Origin of the sequence: Gelatiniphilus marinus (assembly GCF_042684345.1) — a bacterium.
GTDB classification, from domain to species: domain Bacteria; phylum Bacteroidota; class Bacteroidia; order Flavobacteriales; family Flavobacteriaceae; genus Gelatiniphilus; species Gelatiniphilus marinus.
In genome coordinates this window covers 446,762-471,374 of the sequence record NZ_JBHULK010000001.1, presented here as the reverse complement: position 1 = coordinate 471,374, position 24,613 = coordinate 446,762, and the positions used below count along the sequence as shown (strand labels likewise).

The following is a 24,613-nucleotide window of genomic DNA, read 5'->3' as shown; positions in this document are numbered from 1 at the left end:
CGGGTCGGGCTTTCCGCTGCAAGTCCGCGCTCGTGCCTCGCTGTGGGCTTTCCGCTGCAATCCCTAACGCACCTATCTGCCAAAGTTATACCAAACCCAATATTTAGTTCGTCTTTGCAATGTTCTTTTTTTAGTAATCAGTCTTTTAATTTATAGGTATTTGTTGTTGTAATTGTAATCATATTGTGTTCCAAAAGTAACTTTAAAACGGTTTTCACATCTTTCTCTGGGTAATTTAAAGTGGTGCTAATTAGTCGAGACGACAAGTCGCCGTTTTCAAGTAATTCTATAATGCGTTTTTTTATGGTATTAATATCTTGCGGTTTATTCTTTTTTTCAGCTAAAAAGCAAACCGAACAAATGCCGCAAGGTTTTACATCTTTTTCACCAAAATAAGCGAGCAGCTGTATGCTTTTGCAAACCGTATCGTTTTCAACATAATCAAGCATACTTTTAACCTGTTGCTGTTTTAGCTTGTTTTGTTGCTCGATAATGGAGGCGATGCGATTAATGGTTTTATCGTCTTCGCGTGGTTGGATAAAGGTAATCTGCGCATCGGTTTTTGCCAAATTTAAAGTGATGATTTCACTACGTTCAAGCGCGTTTAAAACAGCGATTAATTTAGATTCGGTAACCGAAGCCTTTTCGGCAATACGTTTTAAATCAACTTTGGTAACATGGTCGAAAATACCGCCGTACATTCTAAGCATCGATTTTACTATTATATTATATTCCTGGTGCGTTTCCAGATAATTAAACAAAGCTCCGCTAGAAATAACAAACTGAACCGTAACCTTGTTTTTAAACTGTTTTGATAGGGTAATCACGCTATTTCGGTCTAAAATCAACAGGGCGTTATAGCATAAAATAGAGTTGAAGTTATAGGTTTTGCAAAAGGTGCTAAAATTGAAATCGTTGGTAAGGTATTCGCCTTCGCCATAAGAAACCTGGAAATAACTGCACAGTTTTCGGTACACCTGTTTTACAAAATTTACCGTTGGCAGCACCTTTAAAAATTGGTTTTTAACCAAAACGGCATCGCTATTGTTTTTTAAAATAACGGCGAAAGCCTTGTCGCCATTTCTACCCACACGACCCGCTTCTTGAAAATAACTCTCAATGCTTTCGGGTAAATTTAAATGGATAACCGTTTTTACATCGGGCTTATCAATGCCCATCCCAAAGGCATTTGTGGCTACCATAACCTGTTTGCGGTTGTTAATCCAAGCAGTCATGTTTGCATCTTTTTCATCATTGGAAAGTCCCCCGTGGTAATAGGTTGCCCCAATGTTTTTCGAGGCTAAATACGAGGCCAAATCCAAGGTTAGTTTTCTGTTTCTAACGTAAATAATCGACGAGGCCTTATACTTTTTTAAAATGCTTTCAATCCGGTAATATTTATCGTTTTCGTGGTAAACCATGTACGCCAAATTGGGTCTGTAAAACGATTGCTTGAATATTTTGGGTTTTATAAAATCGAGTTCTTTGGTAATGTCGTCAATAACTTCGGGTTTTGCCGAAGCCGTTAAGGCTATTACATTTACACTGGGTTGCAATTGGCGCAGAAGCGTAATGTTTTTATAAGCGGGCCTAAAATCGCTTCCCCATTGCGAGATACAGTGCGCCTCGTCCACTGCAATTAAATTCACGTTCATTAACCGGATTCTATCCTGTACCAATTCTTGCTGTAAACGTTCGGGCGAGAGGTATAAAAACTTGTAATTGCCGTAAATGCAATTATCCAAAAGTGTATCTAATTGGCCATACGAAATCCCACTGGTTAACGCCATGGCTTTAATGCCTTTATTGTTAAGCTGCTGCACTTGGTCTTTCATAAGCGCAATTAAGGGCGAAATTACAATGCAAATACCATCTTTTGCCAAAGCAGGAATTTGAAAGCACAACGATTTTCCGCCACCCGTAGGCAACAATGCAAAGGTGTCTTCGGCATCTAAAACCGCATTAATAATAGCTTCTTGGTTGGGTTTAAAGGAAGTGAATTTCCAATAGCGTTCCAATATGTTTATGGGGTGTTCCATCTTACATATTTAGGGTATTAAGAATATAATCGACTCTTTTTTCAACCGCATCAAAAGGCACATCAATCAATTTATAGTTAAACGACAGATAGGTGTTTTGTAAATGGTCGTGAATTTGCAAAGCTTCTTCAAAACTTTCATAACGCTCGTTATCTGTTACATAAATATCTTGCCATGGTTTTAAAATAAATACGCAATCGTAAACACTATCTTTACACACATCCATAAAATACTGCGGATAACTTTCTCCTATAAAATCCATATACGCTAAAACATCGGGTACTCCCCTATCTAAAAAAACCACGCTTGTATTTAGGTTTTTAGTATCGTTATATTGCTGTTCGCGCCCCCTTAAAAGCAATTCGCTAAACAATAAAGGGTTTGTTAAAAACAGTTGGTCGATACCATCTTTTTTTGCATCAAGAATAACTTGACGCGAAATTTCCTCAAAACAAGTAAAACCTCTATTAATCAATTCATTAATAACGCTAGACTTTCCAGTTCCTGGGCCACCGGTAATAACAATTCTTTTAGTATCCAAATGGGTAATATTTATACTGTAAAAATCGGGATTTAACTTCTATTAAAAAAATGCAAATAAACAGTATCTTTGCCATTTATTAAACAATATTATGAGCACACCTACAAATTCTGATGAATTTTACAAGAAATTAAAAGTCCAATTACAAGACACGGCGCTTTGGCCCACAACTTATTTGTACAAATTTATTGTAAAAACAGATACAGAAAACATTGCTAAAGTTGAAGCTATTTTTGATAATATGGGCGCTGTTATAAATACAAAGCAGTCTAAAAATGGTAAATACACCAGTGTTTCTGTTAATATAGTAATGAAAAACCCAGAGGCCGTAATTATAAAATACAAGGAAGTAGCAAAAAAAGTAGAAGGCGTTATAAGCCTTTAAAGATTGTTGAAGTTTTCAATTTTTATTGGATAGTTTAATTGAAAACGAGAATTCTGCGTTAGGGATTGAGGCATTTGTTGAAGCTCCCCGACGCAGGAGGGAGCGACTGCCGAAAGCCCGACCCCATTGGTCGCTGAGCGGAGTCGAAGTGCGGGGTAACGCCCAAATAAAAATAAAAGACATATTTTTAAACTATCTCTTATTTTTTTGTATTTTGCGAGCGCACAGCAACTACGTGCAACAAACATATAATCTACACATTTATTTTGATAGACGATTTAGAATACAATACAGAGCGCGAGCATTTAATTATCCCAGAATACGGTCGCCACATGCAGAAAATGATTAACTACGCTAAAAGCAGGGACACAAAAGAAGAACGCGATAAATTAGCCAAGGCTATAATTTCTGTTATGGGAAACATGCAACCACATTTAAGAGACGTTCCAGATTTTCAGCATAAATTATGGGATCAGCTATTTATCATGTCCAATTTTGAATTGGATGCCGATTCGCCCTTTGAAAAACCCACAAAAGAACTTTTTGAAGAAAGTCCGGAGCCGTTAAAATATCCGCAAAACCATCCTAAATATCGGTTTTACGGAAACAATATTAAAACGATGATAGATGTTGCCAATACATGGGAAGCGGGCGAGCTTAAAGAAGCTTTAATTTATACCATTGCCAACCACATGAAAAAGTGTTTTTTAAATTGGAACAAAGACACGGTTGAGGATGCGGTAATTTTTAGCCATTTATTCGAGCTCTCAAACGGAAAAATAGATTTGCGCAACTCTGAGGAAGATTTATCAGACTCATCAAGCTTAATGCGAACCAAAACCAAATACAGCAACAGTAGCAACAAAAAAGGCGGACACCAAAAAAAGGGTTCGGGCAATCGCCAAAGAAAACGTTATTAAGCATTTATGGGAACATTTAAAATTGAAGGTGGGCACCAATTAAAAGGAAGCATTCGCCCGCAAGGTGCAAAAAACGAAGCCTTGCAAATTTTATGCGCCGTATTATTAACTCCAGAACGCATTACCATACATAACATTCCAGATATAGTAGATGTTAACAAACTAATTAGTTTATTAAAAAAACTAGGTGTTAAAGTTGAAAAAATATCACATGGAACTTACGCATTTCAAGCCGATACCGTTAATTTAAAATATCTGGAATCGCCTGAATTTAAAGAAGACGGAAAAGGACTTAGAGGCTCTATAATGATAGTTGGCCCTTTATTAGCACGCTTTGGCAAAGGTTACATACCAAAACCCGGAGGCGACAAAATAGGCAGACGACGCTTAGACACCCATTTTGAAGGCTTAATTAAACTAGGAGCAACATTTAAATATAGTAAAGAAGACCAGTTTTATGGTGTTGAAGCCAATACCCTAAAAGGCACTTACATGTTGCTTGAAGAAGCCTCGGTTACCGGAACGGCAAATATTGTTATGGCTGCTGTTTTAGCCGAAGGGCAAACCACAATTTACAACGCCGCTTGCGAACCTTATTTACAACAACTTTGTAAAATGCTGAATCGTATGGGTGCTAAAATTAGTGGCGTAGGCTCTAATATGCTGGTTATTGATGGCGTTGAAAGTTTAGGCGGCACCGAGCACACGATGCTTCCAGATATGATTGAAATTGGAAGTTGGATTGGTTTAGCGGCCATGACAAAAAGCGAGCTAACCATTACCAATGTAAGCTGGAACGATTTAGGTGTAATACCAAATGTTTTTAGAAAATTAGGTATAACCGTAGAACGACAAGGTGATAATATTTATATTCCTGCGCATACTAATGGTTACGAAATACAAAACTATATAGATGGTTCTATTTTAACCATTTCTGATGCGCCATGGCCAGGGTTTACACCAGATTTATTAAGTATTATACTGGTTGTTGCCACACAAGCCAGAGGCAGTGTTTTGGTGCATCAAAAAATGTTTGAAAGCCGTTTGTTTTTTGTTGATAAACTGATTGATATGGGAGCTAAAATAATTCTTTGCGACCCACATCGTGCTACGGTTATTGGGCACGATTTTAAATCGACTTTAAAAGCCACTACCATGACATCGCCAGATATTCGCGCCGGCGTTTCCTTGCTAATTGCGGCCTTGTCTGCTAAAGGCACATCGACTATTATGAATATTGAGCAGATAGACAGAGGCTACGAAAACATAGATGAACGTTTACGTGCCATTGGTGCACATATTGAAAGGTTTGAATAATCTGGTTTTAATAATACATTTATACTATTTTGTAGATTAAAAATTAATTAAAAATACTTTCTTTATTTGTGCTATCTTCCAATAGTTTATGATTGATAAGCTGCTGTTCTTCTAAAACTACAATAACAAGTCTTACATAATGGTTTACGGTTTCTATTATTGATTCTGGATCTATAATATCTATATAGCCCTTCCAAATTAATGTTCTATCTTTTGTGGGGCAAATACAGTACATAGAAGTTTCTGCATGATATACTGTAAACTCATTATAGTAATCTGGGTTGTAGTAAGCGTCTTGATATTTTAAATAATCTTCTCTAAACTTTATGTGGGTATTCTTATCTTCTTCATAATTTTCCCTGTAAAGAATTTTATCTTCAACACCAATAACTTTTGTAAATAAAAGAGTATCGAATCCATCAAGTAAAAGATTGTTTTCTAGTTGTTTTAATTCTTCATCTGTCTTTTTTTCTGTAGTAAATGATGGTTCAAAAAGCTCTAAACTCATTACCGCTTCTATACCTCTAGATTGGTATTCTGCTTTTAGTTGTTTTTCAAATTGCTGTCTCGCTTCTAGGTTTGTTGTCATGCCTACAATTAAAACTTTGTTGGGGTTATAAGTAACAAAGTCTGGATTTTTCCAGTTTTCTACCAATTGTGTTGTTGAGCAACTTGTTACTGCAAAGTAAATGGCTAATATTTTTAAATATTTCATCTGAGTATATTTAATTTTTTAAATAGGTATGTGCAACATCCATTTACCCACTGTAATTAGGTATCAAGTTTTAGTTATAGATGTTTCATTTTAATCATTTTATTCAAGCAATCGGTTTTGTTTTTCTTCTTTAATAATGCCTTTTATTAACGAAAAAAGTTGTGTTTTTAAGCTTCTGTATTTAATAAAAAAATCTCCAACTTGAGATTTAAGTTTTATATGCGCTGCTCTATAGGCGTTTTCTTCTTGTATTTGGTTTATGCCATCTACCATAATCTGCAGAGTTTTTTCGTGCTTTACAATGCTATCGATTAATATATGGGTTTCTTTTTGTAATCTGTTTAATTGCCGGACAATGGTTTTACTTTTAGCAAAATGTTTGGAGTCTATAAGCTTTAGGGTGTAAGATTTAACCAAATCGTCTAAAAATTGCTGTTCGTCTTTTACAAACCTGAGCTGAGATAACCATTTAATAGAATTGCTATGCATGGTTTCTGCACTAAACCAAGCTTGGTAATGTTTTACTTTTATGGCTTTTGATTCCATTTGTGCTTATTTGAAATTAAAAAAAGAGGCTGTCTAAATAACCAATATTATGCTTTCTCTTGATGAATAGCGTTGAAACCTATATTGTTTTCCGGAAGCTTAAACAATTAAATAGAGTTGTGTTAAGCGTTCGAGAAAGCTTGCTAAGGGAAGTACACTGTGCCATATTGGATGAGTTTTTTAGACAGCCCTAGAAACAGGTTAACTAACTTGAATCACTTTTTTGGGTGCCTCTTTATCAGTTAGCGGTTCTTGCTTTAACAGCTTTACTTTTAAGATTCCGTTTTTGTAAGTAGCCTTAATATCTTGCTCTAAATCTACAGAAGGCGGAAGCAAGAGCGATCTTTTAAAGGATTTGTAACTAAATTCCTTTCGGGAAAAGTCGTCCTCGTTTTGCTGGTCTTCTTCTTGTTTCTCACCACAAACCTGAAGCAAGTCTCCATCAATGGTAACCTCAAAATCTTCTTTGTTAAAACCTGGAGCTGCAAATTCGATTTCAAAATGTTCTTTTTGTTCTTTAACATTCATTGCCGGCATTAAACTGTCATCTTCAAAAAAATCATCATTGAACATGTCATCGAATCCTACAAGGTTATTTAGGTCCCGATTAAAAAACCGGCTTTCCCACGGTCTTAATAAATTGTTGCTCCATGGGGTTAACAATCTGTTTTCGAAGGGAGATAATACACTTCTTTTTTTGCGTTTTAATAGTGTTGACATGGTACTAAATATTTTAGGTTAAACTTTTAATAACAGTACTAATATAGTTGCAATAACAAACCTTTACAATGATATATATCAGTTAGTTAACATTGGTTTTACCTGTTTTAAGACTACTGTTTTTAATTAATAACAACACTTTCTAGATATTGGAACAATCTAAATTTAAAGTCGGAAATTTTAGTTTTAAAGTTGAATATGCTAAGCTCTAAATCGTCATGTTTTTTAATAAATAAATTGTTAAAAGGCAAATCTTTATATTTCATCTTTTTAATTTGGTTTGCATGCAAAAGTAATTGAGTTAGCAGCTCCTTATTATTTTCATTTAAAGTATGTATTTCTCTTTTATAGTTAACAAGCGTTTCATATAAATTGATTTCTTTAGTTTTATAAATGGGCTTACTAAGTAAAGATTTAAAAAAATTCAACTCAAATTTTAAATATTCAAGACTGGTTTTAGCTCTCAATATATAGTACTGCAATTCTTCAATAGATTTAGTACGATTAAAGCTTGTATATGGCTGTAGTGTTTTCATTTATTTGCGATATTAAAAAAATTATAGCCTTACTTTTTCAACATCTGAGAGTTTTGGTATTTTAACCTGCCAACCATAGGTGTCTTGTATTTTAACCCGAAAAGCATCTAGTGCTGTGGCTTCGCCGTGAATTAAAAATACCTGCTCAGGTATGTTTTTAATATGGCTCAACCAATTTATTAAATCGTTTTGATCGGCATGAGCCGATAAACTTTCTACACAAACAATGTTGGCCTTAACAGGATGGTATTTACCAAAAAAGCGTATTTCGTGCGCACCGTCTTTTAGCTGTCTGCCTCTGGTACCTTCGGCTTGATAGCCCACCAACAATACTGTTGTAGATGCTTCATCTATAAGTTGTTGTAAATAAGTAAGTACGCGCCCACCAGTTACCATGCCACTGCCTGCTATGATTATTTTAGAGCGTTTATCGTCTATGGTTTCCCAGGTTTCTTTATAAGATTGGATAATATTTATATGGTTGCACATGGCATTATAGTCTGCCATTGGTAATTTGTGCCATTTAGGAAAACGTTTAAAAACCTCTAAAACGTTGTTCCCCATGGGGCTATCTATAAAAATAGGAATGTTGGGTATGTTGTTAGCTTTGTAAAGTTTCCAGAGTAAATACATGAGTGTTTGCAGGCGCTCTACAGCAAAACTAGGGATGATTAAATTTCCTTTTTTATAGATGGTTTCTTTAATGAGCTTTGTTAAAACATCTTCAATATTTTCTTTAGGGTGCAGCTTATTCCCATAAGTACTTTCGATAAACAAAAAGTCTGCCCATTCTGGTTTTTTTGGGTCGTCCAGTAAATAATCGTTAGGCCTGCCAATATCGCCAGAAAACACGAAACGTTTACCGCTTATATCCATTTCGATAAAAGTGGCTCCAATAATATGCCCGTTATACTTAAACTTGTACGATATATTTGCAGATAGCGTTATCCATTTATCGGGCATTTCCGCTTTAAACAACCCTATGGTTTTTTCTGCTTCAAATTTGGTGTAAAAAGCCAAGGCAGGTTGGTGCTTGGTGTATTTTTCCTGATTTGCTTTTTTGGCTTCCTCTTCGTGTATTTTGGCACTGTCTCTTAATATAATTTCGGCAATTGCCAAAGTGGGTGCAGTTCCTATAATTTTACCTTTAAAGCCTTGTTTTACCAAGCGTGGTAAATACCCAACATGATCTAAATGCCCGTGGGTTAGCAATACCAAATCAATAGCTTCAACATCAACAGGCAAATCACTCCAATTAAGTGCCCTTAATTCCTTTAAACCCTGAAACATGCCACAATCTATCAAGATGTTTTTTTCTGAAGTTTCCAAAAGAAATTTTGAGCCCGTAACTACACCAGCTGCTCCTAAAAAATTGATTTTCATAAAATTACCCATAGCCTTTAATGATTACAAAGCATCTTTATTTCATTCAATATTTTTTCTTTTCTGGTTTCTGAAACCCCTAAATGATCCAGATAAAACGCATCTCCAATTAATGTTCTGCACAGTACCACATCTCTACTTAACAAAAACTGTTTTTCTCTGTTGCTAAGCAATGTGGAGACGGTAATTGGGTACAAGCCCAAACGGTCTATTCGATGTTTTAGGCCATCGTTTTTTGGATAATCCCAACTTAGTAAATACAAATTAACACATGTACCGTATTGTATGGCATCCTGGGTAAAACGTGTATTGGTAACCACCCAGCCGTCTGTAAGCACAGAGTTGTTATTATTAGATTTAACATTCCAATGGGCTTTTACATCGTTGTAGCGTGCGTGTATATAAAGCGGAATTTTCACATTACAGTTAAGGCCTTCTTGATTATGGAATTTACATTCTATTATCGTGGTTTCATTGTTTTTGTGTGCAATAACATCTATTTCGTGCGTTACACATTTGCCTTGTAAAATTTTACCAACTTCGGTTTTATAACCCGAGTATTGCAAAATGGCACTTATAAAACGCTCAAAAGGAAAGCCCGTTGGCCCCAGCTCGTAAATGGCTTTTTTAAGTTTGTATTTTGATGCAAAATGGCTTTTCTTTTTTTTGAGCAATGCAAAGGCTCTGTTGTAGATTTCTTTTGTTGAAATGCCGTGGTACAGCTCGTCCCTAACCTTATCTATTATTTGATTTATAGTTTTACGATCTGCTCCGGTACGATTTAATGAGGCTTTTAATTTATCTAATGAAAATCTTGCTTTTTCACCCGACGATTTAATAATTTCTATAGAAGTTGTATCCATAACCAATAAGGTAATATTTAAAGTTTTAAAGCATTAATGCAATGCAAAAAGTTAAAAAGTACAGTACCTTGGTTTACTCTGGTATAACCAAAAATGGCACTAAAGGCTTAAACCCTATTTTTTTTATTATGGGTTCCTTCACTATATTTTCAATAAAACTATGCTTGTAATTTACCATAGCCAGAATGTTTATGTTCAATTCTTCTATAAAATCATTAATTTCTGCTGTTTTTTTATCGTACTTGGGCATCCAATGCAAACTATACTTGTTATTGTTTAAGTAGCTTTGCAGCATCATCTGGTTGAATTGTTGTATCTCGCTTAGCTCTTCGTTTTCATTAATATGTAATATTCTAATTTTAGAGTTGTATAAATCTGCCATTTGCGTTAGGGGCTTTATCTCATTAGAGCCATAAAAACGGTTGTAATCTGTTGGAAAGGCAATTTGCTTTGGAGCAACAAAATCGTAATCTTCTGGTATAACCAATACGGGGCAGTTAGCAAAACGGGAAATAACGCGCACGGTATTGCTGCCAAAGAAAAACCCTTTTGCTCCGGTAACACCTTTGGTACCCATTATTACAAGGCTAATGTCGTGGTTAATAACTGCATTGTTAATGGCTTTATCCAAATCGTTAATACTTAAAATAATTTTAAAATCGTGGTTTGGGTTGCCATTGCTTTCTTGAGCCAATTGTTTTAAATTTAGCAACTCTTTTTTGGCTTCTTCTTGGCTTGTTTTTAATAAACTTTTAGAAATTTTAGAGCGCATAGCCACACTTATAGCTACCGAGTTTAATAAATAAAACGTACATTCTTCGTGGGCATAAAGTTTTAAAGCATATACAATGGCGCTCCATGAATTGTCTGAAAAATCTGTTGGAAGTAAAATATTATGTTTCATTTGTTGTTTTTTTAAATGGATTTGCAGGAATTACCAAAAAAGGGATGTTTAAGTGAAAACCGATTTGGTTAATGGTGTTTTTAAAAAACAGGTTCTCAAAAAACGAGTGTTTGTTGTTAATCATAACCAACAGGTTAACCCTGTGCTTTAGCTGAAAATTACTTATGGCGTCTGATACTTCTTGATTGCGTAAATCATGAAACAGATAGGCCTTCTTGTAAAAGTATTTTTCCAGGTTTTTTTTATTTGCTTTTTGGGCTAATGATAAATCTAGGCCATACGAAACATGCAAAATATCAATTCTGGTATTGTAAAGCGACATAATATTTAATATGGGCTTAATATGGTGGTCTTTATAATCGATATCGTAATCGGTTGGAAACAATATTTCGTGAGGTGGCTCAAAAACAAAACCGTACGGAACTGCAATTATGGGGCATTTTACGTTTTTAAAAGTATGTACGGTATTAGAGCCAAACAAAATCTCTTTGGCACCCGTAGCGCCTTTTGTACCCATAACCACATAGTCTATATTTTCGTTTTCAACAACTTCTTTAATTTCTGGAATAAGGGTATTAAAAGCCGCTTTGATCTCTATGGTGTGTTTAGGGTTGTTAAAAGCCTTTATCATTTTAGCCTTAAAATCTTTAAGCTGTTTTAAAGAGGTTTCCCTTACGGCATCGGCTAAACCATATTGTGCAGGATTTACCAAAACATATTCTACATGGTATATTATAGGCGTATAAGTGTTTAGCAAAACAAATGTGCAGGTATCATTTTTAAACAGCTTTAAAGCATAAGTTATGGCATTCCAGGAGTTTCTAGAAAAATCAGTGGGAAGCAGTATTTTTTTCATGGTTTTTAAAATTATAAAGGTTTGTTAATTGCGTCTCATATTCTGTAATGCCAAAAAAGGAATATCAAGATTTAAACTCAGTTCGTCTATGGTAGATTGAAACAGGAAATGCTCTAAAAAAGAATGCCTTGTGTTTACCATAACTAGCAAATCTGTTCCGTTCTCTTTAATGTGCTTGTATATGGCATTAATAATATGTTTGCTGTTTTCTATTTTAAAGTTAATGTTGTTTTTGCATAACTCCCCTTCTATAAAAGCCTTGTTGTCTTTTTGTCTAAGCGATAGTGTATTGCTTTTAGAAATATAGAGCATATCTATTACCGCCCGGTAAGGCACTGCAATTTCGCACAGCAATTTTAGCTCGCGTCTTTTATAGGGTATCATATAATCTGTTGGAAACAGAATATGATTTGGCTTAGTGTACCTATAGTTTTCAGGTATGGCCAAAACTGGGCATTGTACATACTTTAAAACTTGTAGTGTATGGCTACCAAAAGTTAAGTTCCTGTCGTTGGTTTTGCCTCGGGTTCCCATAACGATTATATCTATATTTTGCTCATCTACAATTTTATTTGCTTCATCTACTAATAAATTGTTTGAGGCTATTATATGGTAGGTATGTCTGGGGTTATGGGACCTGCCAGCGGTAAGGCTAAGGGTATTTTTTAGTTGTTCTTCAGATTTTTTGCCAATTAGCATGGTAATACGCTCTAGGCTTTCATTGGCCAACAGCGCTTCATCTGCATAAATATCGTCTTGATAAGCATGCATAAAATAGAACTCGCAAATGTCGTATTTGAATAATGCTACGGCATAGTTAATGGCATTTATTGCGTTTTCAGAAAAATCGGTGGGAATCAGTATTTTTCTCATGGCTACAAATTATTTACAACTAAAGTTAAATACTATTTTAGGCCGGTGCAATGATAATTATCAGCTAATAAAAAAATTAAAACATAAAGTTTAGAGCCCTCGGCATTACATTTATGCAAACAAAAAAAGGGATTGTTTTTTTTAAACGCTCCCTTTTTTCTCACATTAGAATATATGCGAATCAATTAATAGCCATTAAATTAAACAGAAACAGAAAGCCTAGGCTTTCTGTTTCTTTTGTAAAATGCTTGAATTTTTATTAACCAACCTTAAATTACCACTAATATACTCATGAAAGTTAAACTAAACCTTCTGAACAACCAATAGTTTCAAACATTTTAAAACAGCTTAAGCATCTTGTAACACTTAAGCGGTGTGTTTAAAAAACAGGAGACCAAGGCCTCCTGTTTTTTTACAAGGTATTTAATGGAATAATCCAGCTTTGGCGTTTACAACATACCTTTTTTTTAAAAAAGCAACATTGCCGTTTACCTACCAAACCATAGCTTTAAATACCTTGTTTTGGCATTGCATTATTACAATACCAAGATATACGGTTTTAACTTATGTAAAAGAACCACTCAATTTTACCGCTAATATACAGTAACAAATACCTTGGTAAAATGATATATATCAGTTTAAAAAAATTACATAGGCACTATACCATAAGCAATGTTTAGTAAAAACATGCCAGTTAAAAACAATAAGGTATAAAAAACCTGTACCAGTTTTATATTAATGAATTTTAATGCCGAAGTGGTGCGTTTTGGAAATGTAAACAACACCACGCCTTTAAAAAGCGCTAACCAGCCAATAAGAGTAATTATAAGTTTCCAATTGAGCTGCCAAATATTATGAAATAAAATATTTAGCAAGCCTATTACAATGGCTAAAAACGAGGCGATGATTAAAAATTTCTCATCGTTTAAATCATTAATAATTTGTTTAATGCGCTTTGGGTTGAAACTTAATATTAAAAAGAAAATAATAAGGTACCAACCCCAAAACTTGGCTAAAAAAATAGAATGGTCCATAGTTGTTAATTTTTTTCGTGTAACACTAAAAAAGGTATTTCTGTGTGATAGCTTATAGCTTCAACTTTAGAATGAAAAAGTATTTGCTGAAAATAATTTAGGTTTTTTGCCACCATACAGATCATGTTTATATTGCGGCTTTCTACAAAGCACTGTATGGCATCTTCTAGTTTTTTATTGGTTAAATAATGAAAACTATGCGCTAATTGGTTAAAGTAATCTTCTAAAAGCTCTTTGTTTTTGTCTTGGTCGCTGTTTAAACCCGCCTTGTTTTTGGTAATATGGAGAATTCGCAATGCAGATTTGCATTTGTTTAAAATTTCTGTAAGCGGCTCAAGAACTTGTATATCGTAATTTAAAGAGAAATCCGTAGGAAATGCAACTTCTTTTAGCTTAACATAGCTAGCGTTCTCAGGAATGGCAAAAGTAGTACATTGCACTTTGGTAATTACATCGCCAGTGTTGCTTCCTACAATAATTTTTTTTAGTCCTGATGCCCCTTTAGTGCCCATTACAATACAATCTATTTTCTTTTCCTCAACCTGTTTCCTAACAGATTCTATAAAGAAATTATAATCTGTAATTGTGTAAAACCTATGTTTTTTATTAGTTGGGAAATGTATGGCAATCTGTTTTAAAACGCTTTGGAGTTTTTGTTTTGCTGGTCGTGTATAAAGGGTTTCTAAGGCGTTTTTAGAACTAAGAAAAGGCACATCGCTAGCTACTGCTTTGCTTAACTTGCTTACGTGCAGCAAATAGAAGTTACAGGGTTCTTTTTCAAAAAAATTGATTGCGTATTTTATGGCGTTCCATGAATTTTCTGAAAAATCTGTAGGAAGTAATATATTTTTCATCTAACAGCATCTTTACAAGCACTAATTTACATGTAAAGTGGTATGTGCAAAATGATATTAATCATTTTTAGCAATTTCTGTTTTTAATTTTTAATTGATGTTTTTTAATTTTTCGATATCTATTACGGTAATATTTCTGCCATCTGCTTTAATAATGCCTTGTTTTTTAAAGAGTGCTAAGGTTCTAATAAAGGTTTCCGGGGCAATACCGGCAACACTTGCCAAATCGCTTCGAGAGATTTTAATGGTATCGTTGGGCTTGCGGTTAATTTTTTCGGCAAATTTTAAAATGGTAGCTGCGGTTTTTTGGTTTACCGTACTGTAGGCCATTTGCAAAAGTTCCTCTTTTACGGCAGATAGGTTATGGGCCAGCAATTCTATAAGCTCAAGTAGTAACTTTGGGTTTTTGTGGAGTATGATTTTAAATTCTTTAATGGAAATACCAAATAAATCTGTGTCATCAATAGCCGCAGCGGTTTCTTTGTACGGTGTGTTTTGCATAAAGGAATTGTAGCCAAACAGGTCGTCTTCTTTATACAAGGCTGTTACAAGTTCTTTTCCCAGCTCGTTTATTTGGTAGCATTTTACGGCACCCTTACTAATTAGGTAAATGTAGTTAGAGTGGTCTCCTTCGTTATAAATAACGGTTTCGTTCTTAAAAGCGAATTCTTTACCGTGGTCTTCAAAATGGTTTTTTAAATCGTTAAGTGTTTTTATTTCGTTAGGGCTGCTTGGGCTGTGGTGTTGCTTTATGTTTTTTTTTAAATCCTGTAATATCGAAACTTTTGCCAATCGGCTTTCAATGGCACTAATAAGATCGTCTTCTGTAAAAGGCTTTGTTATATAATCGTCTGCGCCCAAATTCATGCCTTTTCTTACATCTGCACGTTCTGTTTTTGCCGACAGGAAGATAAAAGGGATAGTCTTGGTACTTTTGTTTTTCGATAGTTTATCTAGCACCGCGTAGCCGTCTAATTCGGGCATCATAATATCGCATACTATAATATCTGGTCTGTGCATTTTCGCCATTTCAATCCCCGTTATGCCATTTGAAGCTGTAAACACCTTGTAACCAGACAGTTCTAAAAGTTCTGCGGTGTTTGCTCTTAAAACAGCATCGTCTTCTATTAGTAAAACTGTTTTCATGGTTTTGCTGTATTGGGAATTGTAATGGTAAAGCTAGAGCCTTTGTGCTCTTTACTAATAAAACTAATAGTGCCTCCTATATTTTCTAAATGATTTTTTACAATATTTAAACCAATGCCGGTACCCTGAGTGTTAACCACGTTTTCGCCCCTAAAATAACGATCAAAAATATGGTTTTGGTCTTTTTCAGGAATACCTATGCCCTGATCTTTTATTACAAACGTGGTTGTTTCATGGTTCTGATTAACCTCTATGTCTATGGTGGTATGCTCTGGAGAGTAGTTAATGGCGTTGTATATTAAATTGGATAATATAAGTTCAATGATTTTCTCGTCTTGAAATACAGAAAGCTCGTCGATGTTTTTAGGATAGTTAATTTTTTGCCCTTCCTTTAATAGCATATTGGCGTTATAAACCACTTCGTTTACCACTTTGCTTAATTTAAAATGTGCATATCTGTAGTTAAGCTTACCAGATTCTAATTTCTCGAACGATAAAAAATCGTTTAAAATGTTATTTAAATAATGTACTTTATCGCTAATTATCTTTATGTGCCTGTTGCGTTTATCTTGCTGTTCTGTTAATTGGTATTTGGCCAACAATTGGCTAGAGGTTAAAATACCGCTTAATGGGGTTTTAAACTCGTGCGACACTAAAGATAGGAATTTTGTTTTTAGCTCGTTAAGCTCTTTTTCTTTACTTAGAGCAATTTTAAGCTGCTCGGTTCTTTCCTCTACTTTGTTTTCTAGTTTGGCAGTTTGGTTTTTTAGCTCTGTAATATCTAAAATAATGGCAACAAAAACGTTTTTTTCGCCCAAATGTGATAATTGCAGGTGTACCTCTACAGGGTAATTGGTACCATCTTTACGTTGGTGTACGGTTTCCAGCTTTAATTTCTCTACATTTTTTTGTAGTAATGCATCAATGGTTTTTCTAAAATTAGCTTCGTTATCATTGTGGGTTATATCCAGAGGTGTCATGTTTTTAAGCTCCTCTAAGCTGTAGCCTATATTTTTTTGGGCGCCGTAGTTGGCATTTATAAATTTTAATGTTTCAACATCAAAAACATAGATTTCGTTTAAAGATTCATCAAAAATAGTGGCCAGATGCTGCCGTTCGTCTTCGGCTTTTTTACGTTTGGTAACATCGTTTTGTATGCCAATAAAATTTGTAACAACACCCTCGCTATTGGTAATGGGCATAATGTACAAATCGTTCCAAAACAAAGTGCCGTCTTTTTTGTAATTGCACAGGGTTACTTGGCAGCTTTCGCCTTTTTTTATGGCCTTTCTAAGTTTTTTAAGTGGTTTTTGGTTTCTGTCGTTGCCTTGTAAAATGCGGCAGTTATTATTTAGTATTTCTTTACTAGAAAAACCGGTAAGGTTTTGTGAAGCCGAATTAAAATATATAACCGGATTGTCTTCTTGCAAAGCATCGGTTATAATAATTCCATTGTTTGCAGACTCCAGTGCCCTACTTTTAAGCATTAGTTGTTTTTCTGTATTTTTCTTTTCTGAAATATCCCTAACCATGGCCATAACATAGGTTTTGTTATATATGGAAAAAGGATTCAATTCAACCTCTACAGGAAAAACGGTACCATCTTTTTTTAAGCCAAAAATATCTACCGCCTCTCCCATTTTTCGGCGTTTGCCCCTTTTTATGAATGCCTCGAAATATGCAGCATGACTTGTGTGATATTGAGATGGTATAAGTACATCGAGTGCTTTACCTAAAATCTCGGTTTTTGCATAACCGAAAATAGATTCTACAATTGTGTTAACCTCCATTATGTTTTGTTGGTTATCTACAATTATTACACCTTCTGAGACGGCTTCTAGCAGAATATTGAATATTTCTTGATCTTGTTTAAACATAAAAAATGGGGCTTTTCAATATTGCCTTTAAAGATAAGAAAAAATTGATTTTAGCTGTACTGATTTATATCATATTCAATATTATAAAAAGTGTATAACTTTAGGGCTTGTAATTTGGGCACAATATGATAACCAAAAAGAAAATGATGCTTCTGTTTTACCAAAACCTTGGCAAAATATGCTATGCCGTTGCTGCAGCCGATAAAGAAGTACACCCATTAGAACACACCAAATTAAAGGAATTAGTAAAAAAACACTGGCTAGACACAGCTATTGTTAAAGGTACTTGCAGTTCTAATGCCGCTTACCATATAGAACTTGTTTTTAATAGCTTAAATAATAAAAACAATCTGGATGCACATACCTGTTTTAAAGATTTTGTAGCTTACAAAAATTTACACAAGCATTTATTTACCACCAAAATAAGGCGCTTAATATTAAAAACCACATCTGAGATTGCACACGCCTATTCGGGTATTAACAAGTCTGAACTTATTATGCTTGCCAAACTTGATATAGAATTAAAAAAACCATAAAAAATGAAGTCTAGTTTTAATACCCTAATCAATTCTGAAACGCCCGTTTTGTTAGATTTTTTTGCCCATTGGTGTGGCCCGTGCAAAATGCTTGCCCCTATTTTAAAAGAGGTAAAAAGCGAGCTAGGTAACGCACTTAAAATTATAAAAATAGATGTAGACAAAAACCAGGCTTTAGCTGCTAAATACCAAGTAAGAGGTGTGCCCACCATGATGCTTTTTAAAAACGGCCAACAGGTTTGGAGACAATCTGGAGTGCTTCAAAAAAATGATATTGTTTCGGTTGTAAAACAGCACTTATAATTTCTTTTTTGCATTGATAAATATCATTTTGCAATACAATAAAGCACCGTACTTTTAAAGTATAAACATTAAATATTTAATCATGAAAAAAGTATTATTTGTGCTATTAATAATGCCTATTTTTACAATTGGCCAAACCAATAAAGCACTAGATTTTGTATCGCCAATACACGATGGCTTGATAGCGGTTAAAAAAAACAATGCTTGGGGATTTATAAATAGCAAAGGTGTATTGGTTATAGATTTTAGAGACGATTTGGTGCTTACCGAAACCCAACAGGGCAAATATCCGGTTTTTAAAAATAACCGATGTTTAATTTCATCAAAAAAGAAAGGCATTGTCTATTTTGGGTACATAGATAAAAATGGTAAAACAGTAATAAAGCCTCAGTTTTTAAATGCTTTTAATTTTAACAACAACAGTGCCATGGCGTTAAAACTTATAGAGGAAAAAGTTGGCAAAAACGAAATATTAGGAAAAAACATAGTTTACCACAGATACTTTGAGGTGGTTATAGATAGTAACGGCATGGTAAAAGAGTACTTAAATCCAAAAGGGGTTAATGTTATTTTAGACAAAAATCATGTAGGCATACCACCAGAAATAACCTCAAAACAAATTTCAGATTCTATTTATGCCGTTTTAAACCAAAACAAAAAATGGACCATTGCTCTAGTTAATTAACCCAAAGCATTTAATAACAAATGCAGTCCGTGTAGTTTAAACTACTCATATTATTTTTTTAAAAATGAATTGAAACCTAATAATATAAGGTTATGGCATTTATAGATTATTATAAAATATTAGGTATTACCAAAAAAGCCACCGAAGCCGAAATAAAAAAAGCATACCGAAAACTGGCACGCAAATACCACCCAGACTTAAACCCCAACGACAAAGTTGCCGAAAAAAAATTTAAGGAAATAAACGAAGCCAATGAGGTATTAAGCAACCCCGAAAACCGAAAAAAATACGACCAATACGGCGAGCATTGGCAACATGCCGAAGATTATGAAAAGGCAAAACAACAGCGGCAACAGTACCGCAAAAGCTACCAAGGCGCAACGGGTGGCCACACAGAGCAAGATTTTTCAGATTTTTTCGAGAATATGTTTGGCGGCGCGTCGTCTCGATTCCACGGCAGCCAAGTAAAATTTAGAGGGCAAGATTATAATGCCGAACTACACCTGCATTTAAAAGACGTTTACACTACCCATAAACGCACCTTAACGGTTAATAATAAAAACATAAGAATTAACATTCCTGCCGGTGTAGAGAACGGACAGGTTATCAAAATAAAAGGCCATGGCGGCAAGGGTGTAAATGGTGGGCCAAATGGCGATTTGTTTATACAGTTCCACATTGCAAACCACTCCAAATTTAAAAGAGACAAACACCATCTTCATACCGCCGTAGATCTAGATTTATACACAGCTTTATTGGGCGGAGAGCTTACAGTTAATACCTTTAACGGAAAAGTAAAATTAACCGTAAAACCAGAAACACAAAACGGCACCACAGTAAAACTTAAAGGCAAAGGGTTTCCTAAATACAAAAAAGAAGGTGAATTTGGAGACCTGTTTATTACCTATCAAATAAAACTGCCCACTAAACTTTCTTCAGAAGAAAAGGCACTTGTACAACAATTACAAAAACTGCGTTTATAATGGATACACAACATTTAATACCCGTAAAACTAATCTGTAAGCGCTATAATGTTCCTGTTTCGTTTATAAATACGCTGCAAGAGTTTCAGCTTATAGAACTTATTATTGAAAAGGATGATTTTTACATCCATACCACCCAAATTAAAGAGGTTGAAAAAATGATGCGCTTGCATTACGATCTGGAAATTAATATTGAAGGTGTCGATGCCATCTATAACTTATTAAAACAAGTTGAACATTTAAAAAACGAAATAACAATACTTAAAAACAAATTAAACCGCTTCGAGCAGTAAACCACTATAAATGCTCACCTTTAAAAACTACAATATTGCCGATTGGTTTTCATTTTACCGAATTGTTGCTTCTCCTATATTATTAACATTAATTTGGTTTGATTTACGCTTGGTTTTTACTTGGCTTTTATTAATTAGCTATTGTACCGATGCCATAGATGGCCATTTGGCAAGAAAGCTTAAAATAACAAGCCCCAGAGGTTCGCAACTCGACTCGTTTGGCGACCAAATAACACTTATAATTGGCCTAATTGGCCTGTTTTATTTTGAAACCGATTTTATTAAAACCAACCGCGTTTTAATAGGTATCGCATTTATACCCTATATTATACAAATGGTAATTGCCTATTTTAAATATGGTAAAGCAACGGCATTCCATACCTATTTGGCTAAACTATCGGCAATAATTCAAAGTATATTTATTTTATGGGCACTTTTTTTTACACCAGAACCCGTTTTATTTTACATCATGATTGGTATTGGGCTAATAGAAACTTTTGAAGAAATTGCGCTTATTTTTTTATATGATAATTGGGTGGCCGATGTAAAAGGTGTCTTTTGGGCATTACAAGATAAACGGCTAAAAAAAAGGTAGATTGATATATATCATTGTGAAGTATAAAAAGTAACAATACTTTTAAATACATGCTTTAACAATACTACCATGAAAGACTTAACAACACATGAAATAAAACACATTCTAAAAACCAATTACATTGGAAACCTATCTTTTATCTGGAAAAACAAACCCTATGTAATTCCTATTACCTATTATTATAACGAAGAAGAAAATTGTATTATAAGCTATTCGGGAGAAGGCCATAAAATAGATGCCATGCGCACAAACAAAGCAGTAGCACTTGGTGTTACCCAAATACAATCTGTTACCCATTGGCAATCTGTACTGGTACATGGCCATTTTGAAGAATTAGAAGGCACCTATGCCAAACAAGAACTGCACAAATTTGCGTTGGGCATAAAAAAACTAATGCTTTTTAAAGAAAACAAACACCATCAGCTAATAAGTGATTTTTCCAGCAAGATAAGCGCTTGCGGTGTGCCCATAGTATATCGCATAAAAATTCTTGAAATAACAGGAAAACACAGAACATATTAAACCAACATAACACTTGTTATTATGAAACTGGGTTTCGGACTTTTATTAATTTTACATGGCACAATGCATTTAATAGGTTTTGTAAAGGCCTTTTATTTTAATGCTGAAAACAAACAAGCACTTGGTATTTCTAAGTCGGCTGGCTTACTTTGGCTGTTAGTTTTTATATTATTTATTGCTTTGGCGTCTTTGTTTTTTTACGACAAAAAATGGTTTTATCTAGCTTTTGTTACCGTTTGTATTTCACAAATTTTAATTCTTACCGTTTGGAACGATGCCAAATTTGGAACCCTTATAAATGCCATTATTATATTAGTAAGTATCTCTGCCTATGGCAACCACCATTTTAATAATAAAGTTACAAAAGAAAAAACAGCATTATATAAAAACATTACAATCAATAATACTAAGGTTGTTGGCAAAAACGACCTTTTGCCGCTTCCTGAAATTGTACAGAAATGGATGGAAAATTCGGGTGTTTTAGATAAACAAAACACAGTTTCGCTAAGGTTAAAACAAATTGGGCAAATGAGAACCAAACCACATAGCAAGTGGATGCCTTTTTCAGCAGAACAATATTTTAACTTAAGTAATCCTGCTTTTGTTTGGGTAACTAAGGTTAGGTTCTTGCCCATTATAAATATGGTTGGCAGAGATAAGCTAACAAACGGTAAAGGCGAAATGCTTATTAAATTAGCATCATTAATTCCAGTAGTAAACGAAAGAGATAACCACAAAATAAACTCTGGGACCATGCAACGTTTTTTAAGCGAAATGTGCTGGTTTCCGTCGGCTGCTTTAAACCATTACATAACCTGGGAATTTATTGATAGCTCTTCCGCGAAAGCGACATTAACCATAAAAAAACATAGTGTTTCAGGCATCTTTAAATTTAACACCAAAGGCGATTTGCTTGCTTTTGAAACCAACAGGTATTATGGAGGGAGCAAAGATGCAAAACAAGAAAAATGGGTTGTTAAAATAATAGATTACAAAAATTTTGATGGCTACAGAATACCTTATAAATGCAAGGTGGTTTGGCAATTGCAAGACGGCGATTTTAATTGGTTAAATCTAGAAATCACAGATTTAGAATATAATATAACAGAACCTTATTAAGTACTTTTTTACTTGGTTATATGATAAATATCATTTTTAAAAATGTTATTAAAGAATAGATTTGCTTGATAAAACCAAAGTGCTATGAAAACCATATTATACGCCACAGATTGCACCGAAAACGACGCCAAGGCCTTAAAATACGCCTACCGCTTTAGCTGTATTATGAAAGCAGAATTACACGTTTTGCGCGTTTACCAATTTCCACCCATAAATTTATCAACTATTCAATCTTCAGAGTTGGTAAAAAAGCGCATGCAGCAGGAGCAAAAAGATATAGTTACAAAATACTGTGCAGACCATCTTAAAAACGAGTTTCGCCAAGAGCCTGTTTTTATACATGCTACAGAACAGGCATCTATTGCCAACGGCATTCTTGATACGGCAAAAAAACTAGACCCAGATCTTGTTATTTTAGGTATGAAAGATAGCCACAGTAATAGAGGCCTTTTTTCGGGCAATATAGCCAATGCGGTATTGGATAAAATTGAAACCCCACTGCTAATGGTACCCAATGGCATAGTTTACAACAGGCTTTCAACTATTGTTTATGCTTCAGATTTTGAACAGGAAGACCTATTATCTATTAAAAAACTTATAGAAATTGCGCGTCCGTTCAATGCCCTTATCGAGGTTGTACATATCCATAAAACAGATACTGCTAGTGCAAAAGAGCGGATGGATAAGTTTAAAAACATGCTTTTAAAACAGGTGTCGTATCCAGAAATTGGGTTTAAAACAATAGCATCATCTAAAATAAAACAAGGTTTGGTTAATGTTTTAAATAACGAAAAAGCCAATATGCTTGCCATGTTAGAGCGCAACCGCAATGTAAAACTTACCAACTTATTTTACAAAGATTTAATAAAAGACATGGGCACCACCGTTGCCATACCCATACTGGCGTTTAACAAAGGGGCCAAAATAAAATTTAATACGGCAAATGCTATACATAATAAAGCTACACAAGACTGTGAAAAAAGCAAACAGAATGTGGTATTGAACATTTAAACCCTATGCTATAAAGTAAAAGCACTAGGTTGTATTTTTTTATGGCCTGGTTTTTTAATTGTTATCTTTTAAGGCCTTTTTTTTCTCGCGCTCTAATTTCCTGAAATAGCTTCGCGTTAAAAAATTATGCTTTAAAGCCTCCATGTTTTGGTTAAATTTATCGGTACCTTGGTTAAGGTTAATTAAGGTTTCTTTAAGGTTTTTAACAAATTCCTCATCGTTAGACAAATAATTTAAAGCACCTTTACCATCTTTTATATTGCCAATGGTTTTGTCTAAATTGGCAATAAGCTTGTTTATAGACTCACTCGACGCATTTAAGTTAGCAATTGTTTGTCGCATTTTTTCAGCTTCAAAAGGATCGTTTAGTAATACACCTGCAACACTTTCATTCAAATCAATAGAGTTAACAATACCGTTAATTCCTTTTATGGTTTTACGGGTTTCAACACTTGCCAATTGTAAATTGTTAATGGCTTGCTTTATATTATTTGCCGTTATAGAATCGTTAATAAGCATAGCCAATGTACCTTTTCCGCTAGTAATAGCGTTTGTAATTTCCAATAATTCTGCGGTTAACAATGCTGCGTTTTCGTTGGTTACATTTAAGGTGTTTAGCATATCGTCTGTTCCTATTTTGGTAAAAGATTTAATAATATCTCCGGCTGAAATAGTAGCAGCATTACCTTTTCCCGGAATAATATTAACTATCATGTTTCCTACCAAACCATCTGTTCCTATGGTAGCAATGGCGTCTTTCTTTATATGCTTTACCATTTTTTTATCTATAACCATATTTACATTTATTGTTGAATCGTTTATCATGGAAATAGCATTTACCGTTCCTATGTTAATACCTGAATATCTAACATTGTTGCCTTTTAGCAAACCGTTAACATTATTGAAGTTTGCGCTAATGCTAAATGTCTTGGCGAACATATTTTGGCGATTGCCAATTAAGTAAACAGCCCCTACAAAAAGCAGTAATGCTACAATAACAAAGATGCCCAATTTTAGTTTTTCGCTAGTTGTTTTTTGCATGATCTTCAATTTTTGA

The 24,613-nt window shown here is 34.4% G+C and carries 28 protein-coding genes; 12 read left to right on the top strand and 16 right to left on the bottom strand.

The window, feature by feature from the left end; genetic code table 11:
• Positions 1-137: 137 nt before the first annotated feature.
• Complete coding sequence (locus tag ACFSQS_RS02005) at positions 138-2,039, bottom strand: RecQ family ATP-dependent DNA helicase (protein WP_388013292.1); 1,902 nt, start codon at positions 2,037-2,039, stop codon at positions 138-140.
• A gap of 1 nt (position 2,040) precedes the next feature.
• A complete protein-coding gene (locus ACFSQS_RS02000) occupies positions 2,041-2,580 on the bottom strand; it encodes an AAA family ATPase (RefSeq protein ID WP_388013289.1) in 540 nt (179 codons plus the stop codon).
• A 91-nt stretch (positions 2,581-2,671) separates the two neighbouring features.
• On the opposite strand from ACFSQS_RS02000, the gene ACFSQS_RS01995 reads away from it, so the two are divergent.
• From ACFSQS_RS01995 to murA, 3 genes are all read left to right on the top strand, one after another.
• On the top strand, positions 2,672-2,965 hold the full coding sequence (locus ACFSQS_RS01995) for a DUF493 family protein (protein ID WP_388013286.1): 294 nt from the start codon (positions 2,672-2,674) through the stop codon (positions 2,963-2,965).
• Positions 2,966-3,231: 266 nt separating this feature from the next.
• On the top strand, positions 3,232-3,885 hold the full coding sequence (locus ACFSQS_RS01990) for a DUF4290 domain-containing protein (protein WP_388013283.1): 654 nt from the start codon (positions 3,232-3,234) through the stop codon (positions 3,883-3,885).
• 6 nt (positions 3,886-3,891) lie between these two features.
• Positions 3,892-5,202, top strand: coding sequence for a UDP-N-acetylglucosamine 1-carboxyvinyltransferase (murA, locus tag ACFSQS_RS01985; RefSeq protein ID WP_388013280.1), 1,311 nt, complete (start codon positions 3,892-3,894; stop codon positions 5,200-5,202).
• 43 nt (positions 5,203-5,245) lie between these two features.
• Here murA and ACFSQS_RS01980 read toward each other — a convergent pair whose 3' ends face one another.
• The 13 genes from ACFSQS_RS01980 to ACFSQS_RS01920 all read right to left on the bottom strand — a co-directional run bounded on the left by ACFSQS_RS01980 (position 5,246) and on the right by ACFSQS_RS01920 (position 17,509).
• Positions 5,246-5,917 carry a hypothetical protein gene (locus ACFSQS_RS01980; protein ID WP_388013278.1) on the bottom strand — a complete coding sequence of 224 codons (672 nt, stop codon included), beginning with the start codon at positions 5,915-5,917 and terminating at the stop codon, positions 5,246-5,248.
• A 99-nt stretch (positions 5,918-6,016) separates the two neighbouring features.
• On the bottom strand, positions 6,017-6,463 hold the full coding sequence (locus ACFSQS_RS01975; RefSeq protein ID WP_388013275.1) for a hypothetical protein: 447 nt from the start codon (positions 6,461-6,463) through the stop codon (positions 6,017-6,019).
• A gap of 201 nt (positions 6,464-6,664) precedes the next feature.
• Positions 6,665-7,183 carry an Hsp20/alpha crystallin family protein gene (locus tag ACFSQS_RS01970; RefSeq protein ID WP_388013272.1) on the bottom strand — a complete coding sequence of 173 codons (519 nt, stop codon included), beginning with the start codon at positions 7,181-7,183 and terminating at the stop codon, positions 6,665-6,667.
• A 122-nt stretch (positions 7,184-7,305) separates the two neighbouring features.
• Entirely contained in the window at positions 7,306-7,719 is a 414-nt protein-coding gene (locus ACFSQS_RS01965; RefSeq protein ID WP_388013269.1) for a hypothetical protein, read from the bottom strand.
• Positions 7,720-7,740: 21 nt separating this feature from the next.
• Positions 7,741-9,102: an MBL fold metallo-hydrolase RNA specificity domain-containing protein gene (locus ACFSQS_RS01960; RefSeq protein WP_388013266.1), complete on the bottom strand. Its 1,362-nt coding sequence runs from the start codon at positions 9,100-9,102 to the stop codon at positions 7,741-7,743.
• A 17-nt stretch (positions 9,103-9,119) separates the two neighbouring features.
• Positions 9,120-9,965 (bottom strand): ATP cone domain-containing protein, encoded by an 846-nt coding sequence (locus ACFSQS_RS01955; protein ID WP_388013263.1) that lies wholly within the window; start codon positions 9,963-9,965, stop codon positions 9,120-9,122.
• Between the two features lie 73 nt (positions 9,966-10,038).
• Positions 10,039-10,869, bottom strand: coding sequence for a universal stress protein (locus ACFSQS_RS01950; RefSeq protein ID WP_388013260.1), 831 nt, complete (start codon positions 10,867-10,869; stop codon positions 10,039-10,041).
• Positions 10,859-11,725 carry a universal stress protein gene (locus ACFSQS_RS01945; protein ID WP_388013257.1) on the bottom strand — a complete coding sequence of 289 codons (867 nt, stop codon included), beginning with the start codon at positions 11,723-11,725 and terminating at the stop codon, positions 10,859-10,861. The genes ACFSQS_RS01950 and ACFSQS_RS01945 overlap by 11 nt, the downstream gene beginning before the upstream one ends.
• Before the next feature lie 24 nt (positions 11,726-11,749).
• Complete coding sequence (locus ACFSQS_RS01940) at positions 11,750-12,598, bottom strand: universal stress protein (RefSeq protein WP_388013254.1); 849 nt, start codon at positions 12,596-12,598, stop codon at positions 11,750-11,752.
• A 647-nt stretch (positions 12,599-13,245) separates the two neighbouring features.
• On the bottom strand, positions 13,246-13,632 hold the full coding sequence (locus ACFSQS_RS01935; protein WP_388013251.1) for a hypothetical protein: 387 nt from the start codon (positions 13,630-13,632) through the stop codon (positions 13,246-13,248).
• Positions 13,633-13,637: 5 nt separating this feature from the next.
• Positions 13,638-14,486 (bottom strand): universal stress protein, encoded by an 849-nt coding sequence (locus ACFSQS_RS01930; RefSeq protein ID WP_388013248.1) that lies wholly within the window; start codon positions 14,484-14,486, stop codon positions 13,638-13,640.
• A gap of 90 nt (positions 14,487-14,576) precedes the next feature.
• Positions 14,577-15,632 carry a response regulator gene (locus ACFSQS_RS01925; RefSeq protein WP_388013245.1) on the bottom strand — a complete coding sequence of 352 codons (1,056 nt, stop codon included), beginning with the start codon at positions 15,630-15,632 and terminating at the stop codon, positions 14,577-14,579.
• Positions 15,629-17,509: a sensor histidine kinase gene (locus ACFSQS_RS01920; protein ID WP_388013242.1), complete on the bottom strand. Its 1,881-nt coding sequence runs from the start codon at positions 17,507-17,509 to the stop codon at positions 15,629-15,631. The genes ACFSQS_RS01925 and ACFSQS_RS01920 overlap by 4 nt, the downstream gene beginning before the upstream one ends.
• A gap of 125 nt (positions 17,510-17,634) precedes the next feature.
• Between ACFSQS_RS01920 and ACFSQS_RS01915 the strand changes: the two genes are divergently transcribed.
• The 9 genes from ACFSQS_RS01915 to ACFSQS_RS01875 all read left to right on the top strand — a co-directional run bounded on the left by ACFSQS_RS01915 (position 17,635) and on the right by ACFSQS_RS01875 (position 23,556).
• Positions 17,635-18,045, top strand: coding sequence for a hypothetical protein (locus ACFSQS_RS01915; RefSeq protein WP_388013239.1), 411 nt, complete (start codon positions 17,635-17,637; stop codon positions 18,043-18,045).
• 3 nt (positions 18,046-18,048) lie between these two features.
• Positions 18,049-18,348, top strand: coding sequence for a thioredoxin (gene trxA / locus ACFSQS_RS01910; RefSeq protein WP_388013236.1), 300 nt, complete (start codon positions 18,049-18,051; stop codon positions 18,346-18,348).
• Between the two features lie 82 nt (positions 18,349-18,430).
• Positions 18,431-19,033 carry a WG repeat-containing protein gene (locus ACFSQS_RS01905; protein WP_388013233.1) on the top strand — a complete coding sequence of 201 codons (603 nt, stop codon included), beginning with the start codon at positions 18,431-18,433 and terminating at the stop codon, positions 19,031-19,033.
• A 92-nt stretch (positions 19,034-19,125) separates the two neighbouring features.
• The gene (locus ACFSQS_RS01900; RefSeq protein WP_388013230.1) at positions 19,126-20,016 is read left to right on the top strand and encodes a DnaJ C-terminal domain-containing protein; all 891 of its coding nucleotides are present in this window, start codon (positions 19,126-19,128) and stop codon (positions 20,014-20,016) included.
• Complete coding sequence (locus ACFSQS_RS01895; protein WP_388013227.1) at positions 20,016-20,309, top strand: chaperone modulator CbpM; 294 nt, start codon at positions 20,016-20,018, stop codon at positions 20,307-20,309. Before ACFSQS_RS01900 ends, ACFSQS_RS01895 begins: the two co-directional genes overlap by 1 nt.
• Before the next feature lie 10 nt (positions 20,310-20,319).
• Complete coding sequence (locus tag ACFSQS_RS01890; protein WP_388013224.1) at positions 20,320-20,904, top strand: CDP-alcohol phosphatidyltransferase family protein; 585 nt, start codon at positions 20,320-20,322, stop codon at positions 20,902-20,904.
• 69 nt (positions 20,905-20,973) lie between these two features.
• Complete coding sequence (locus ACFSQS_RS01885; protein ID WP_388013221.1) at positions 20,974-21,426, top strand: pyridoxamine 5'-phosphate oxidase family protein; 453 nt, start codon at positions 20,974-20,976, stop codon at positions 21,424-21,426.
• 21 nt (positions 21,427-21,447) lie between these two features.
• Positions 21,448-22,545 carry a DUF6920 family protein gene (locus tag ACFSQS_RS01880; protein WP_388013218.1) on the top strand — a complete coding sequence of 366 codons (1,098 nt, stop codon included), beginning with the start codon at positions 21,448-21,450 and terminating at the stop codon, positions 22,543-22,545.
• Positions 22,546-22,629: 84 nt separating this feature from the next.
• On the top strand, positions 22,630-23,556 hold the full coding sequence (locus tag ACFSQS_RS01875; protein WP_388013215.1) for a universal stress protein: 927 nt from the start codon (positions 22,630-22,632) through the stop codon (positions 23,554-23,556).
• Between the two features lie 54 nt (positions 23,557-23,610).
• Here ACFSQS_RS01875 and ACFSQS_RS01870 read toward each other — a convergent pair whose 3' ends face one another.
• A complete protein-coding gene (locus tag ACFSQS_RS01870) occupies positions 23,611-24,597 on the bottom strand; it encodes an MlaD family protein (protein ID WP_388013212.1) in 987 nt (328 codons plus the stop codon).
• Positions 24,598-24,613 lie beyond the last annotated feature (16 nt).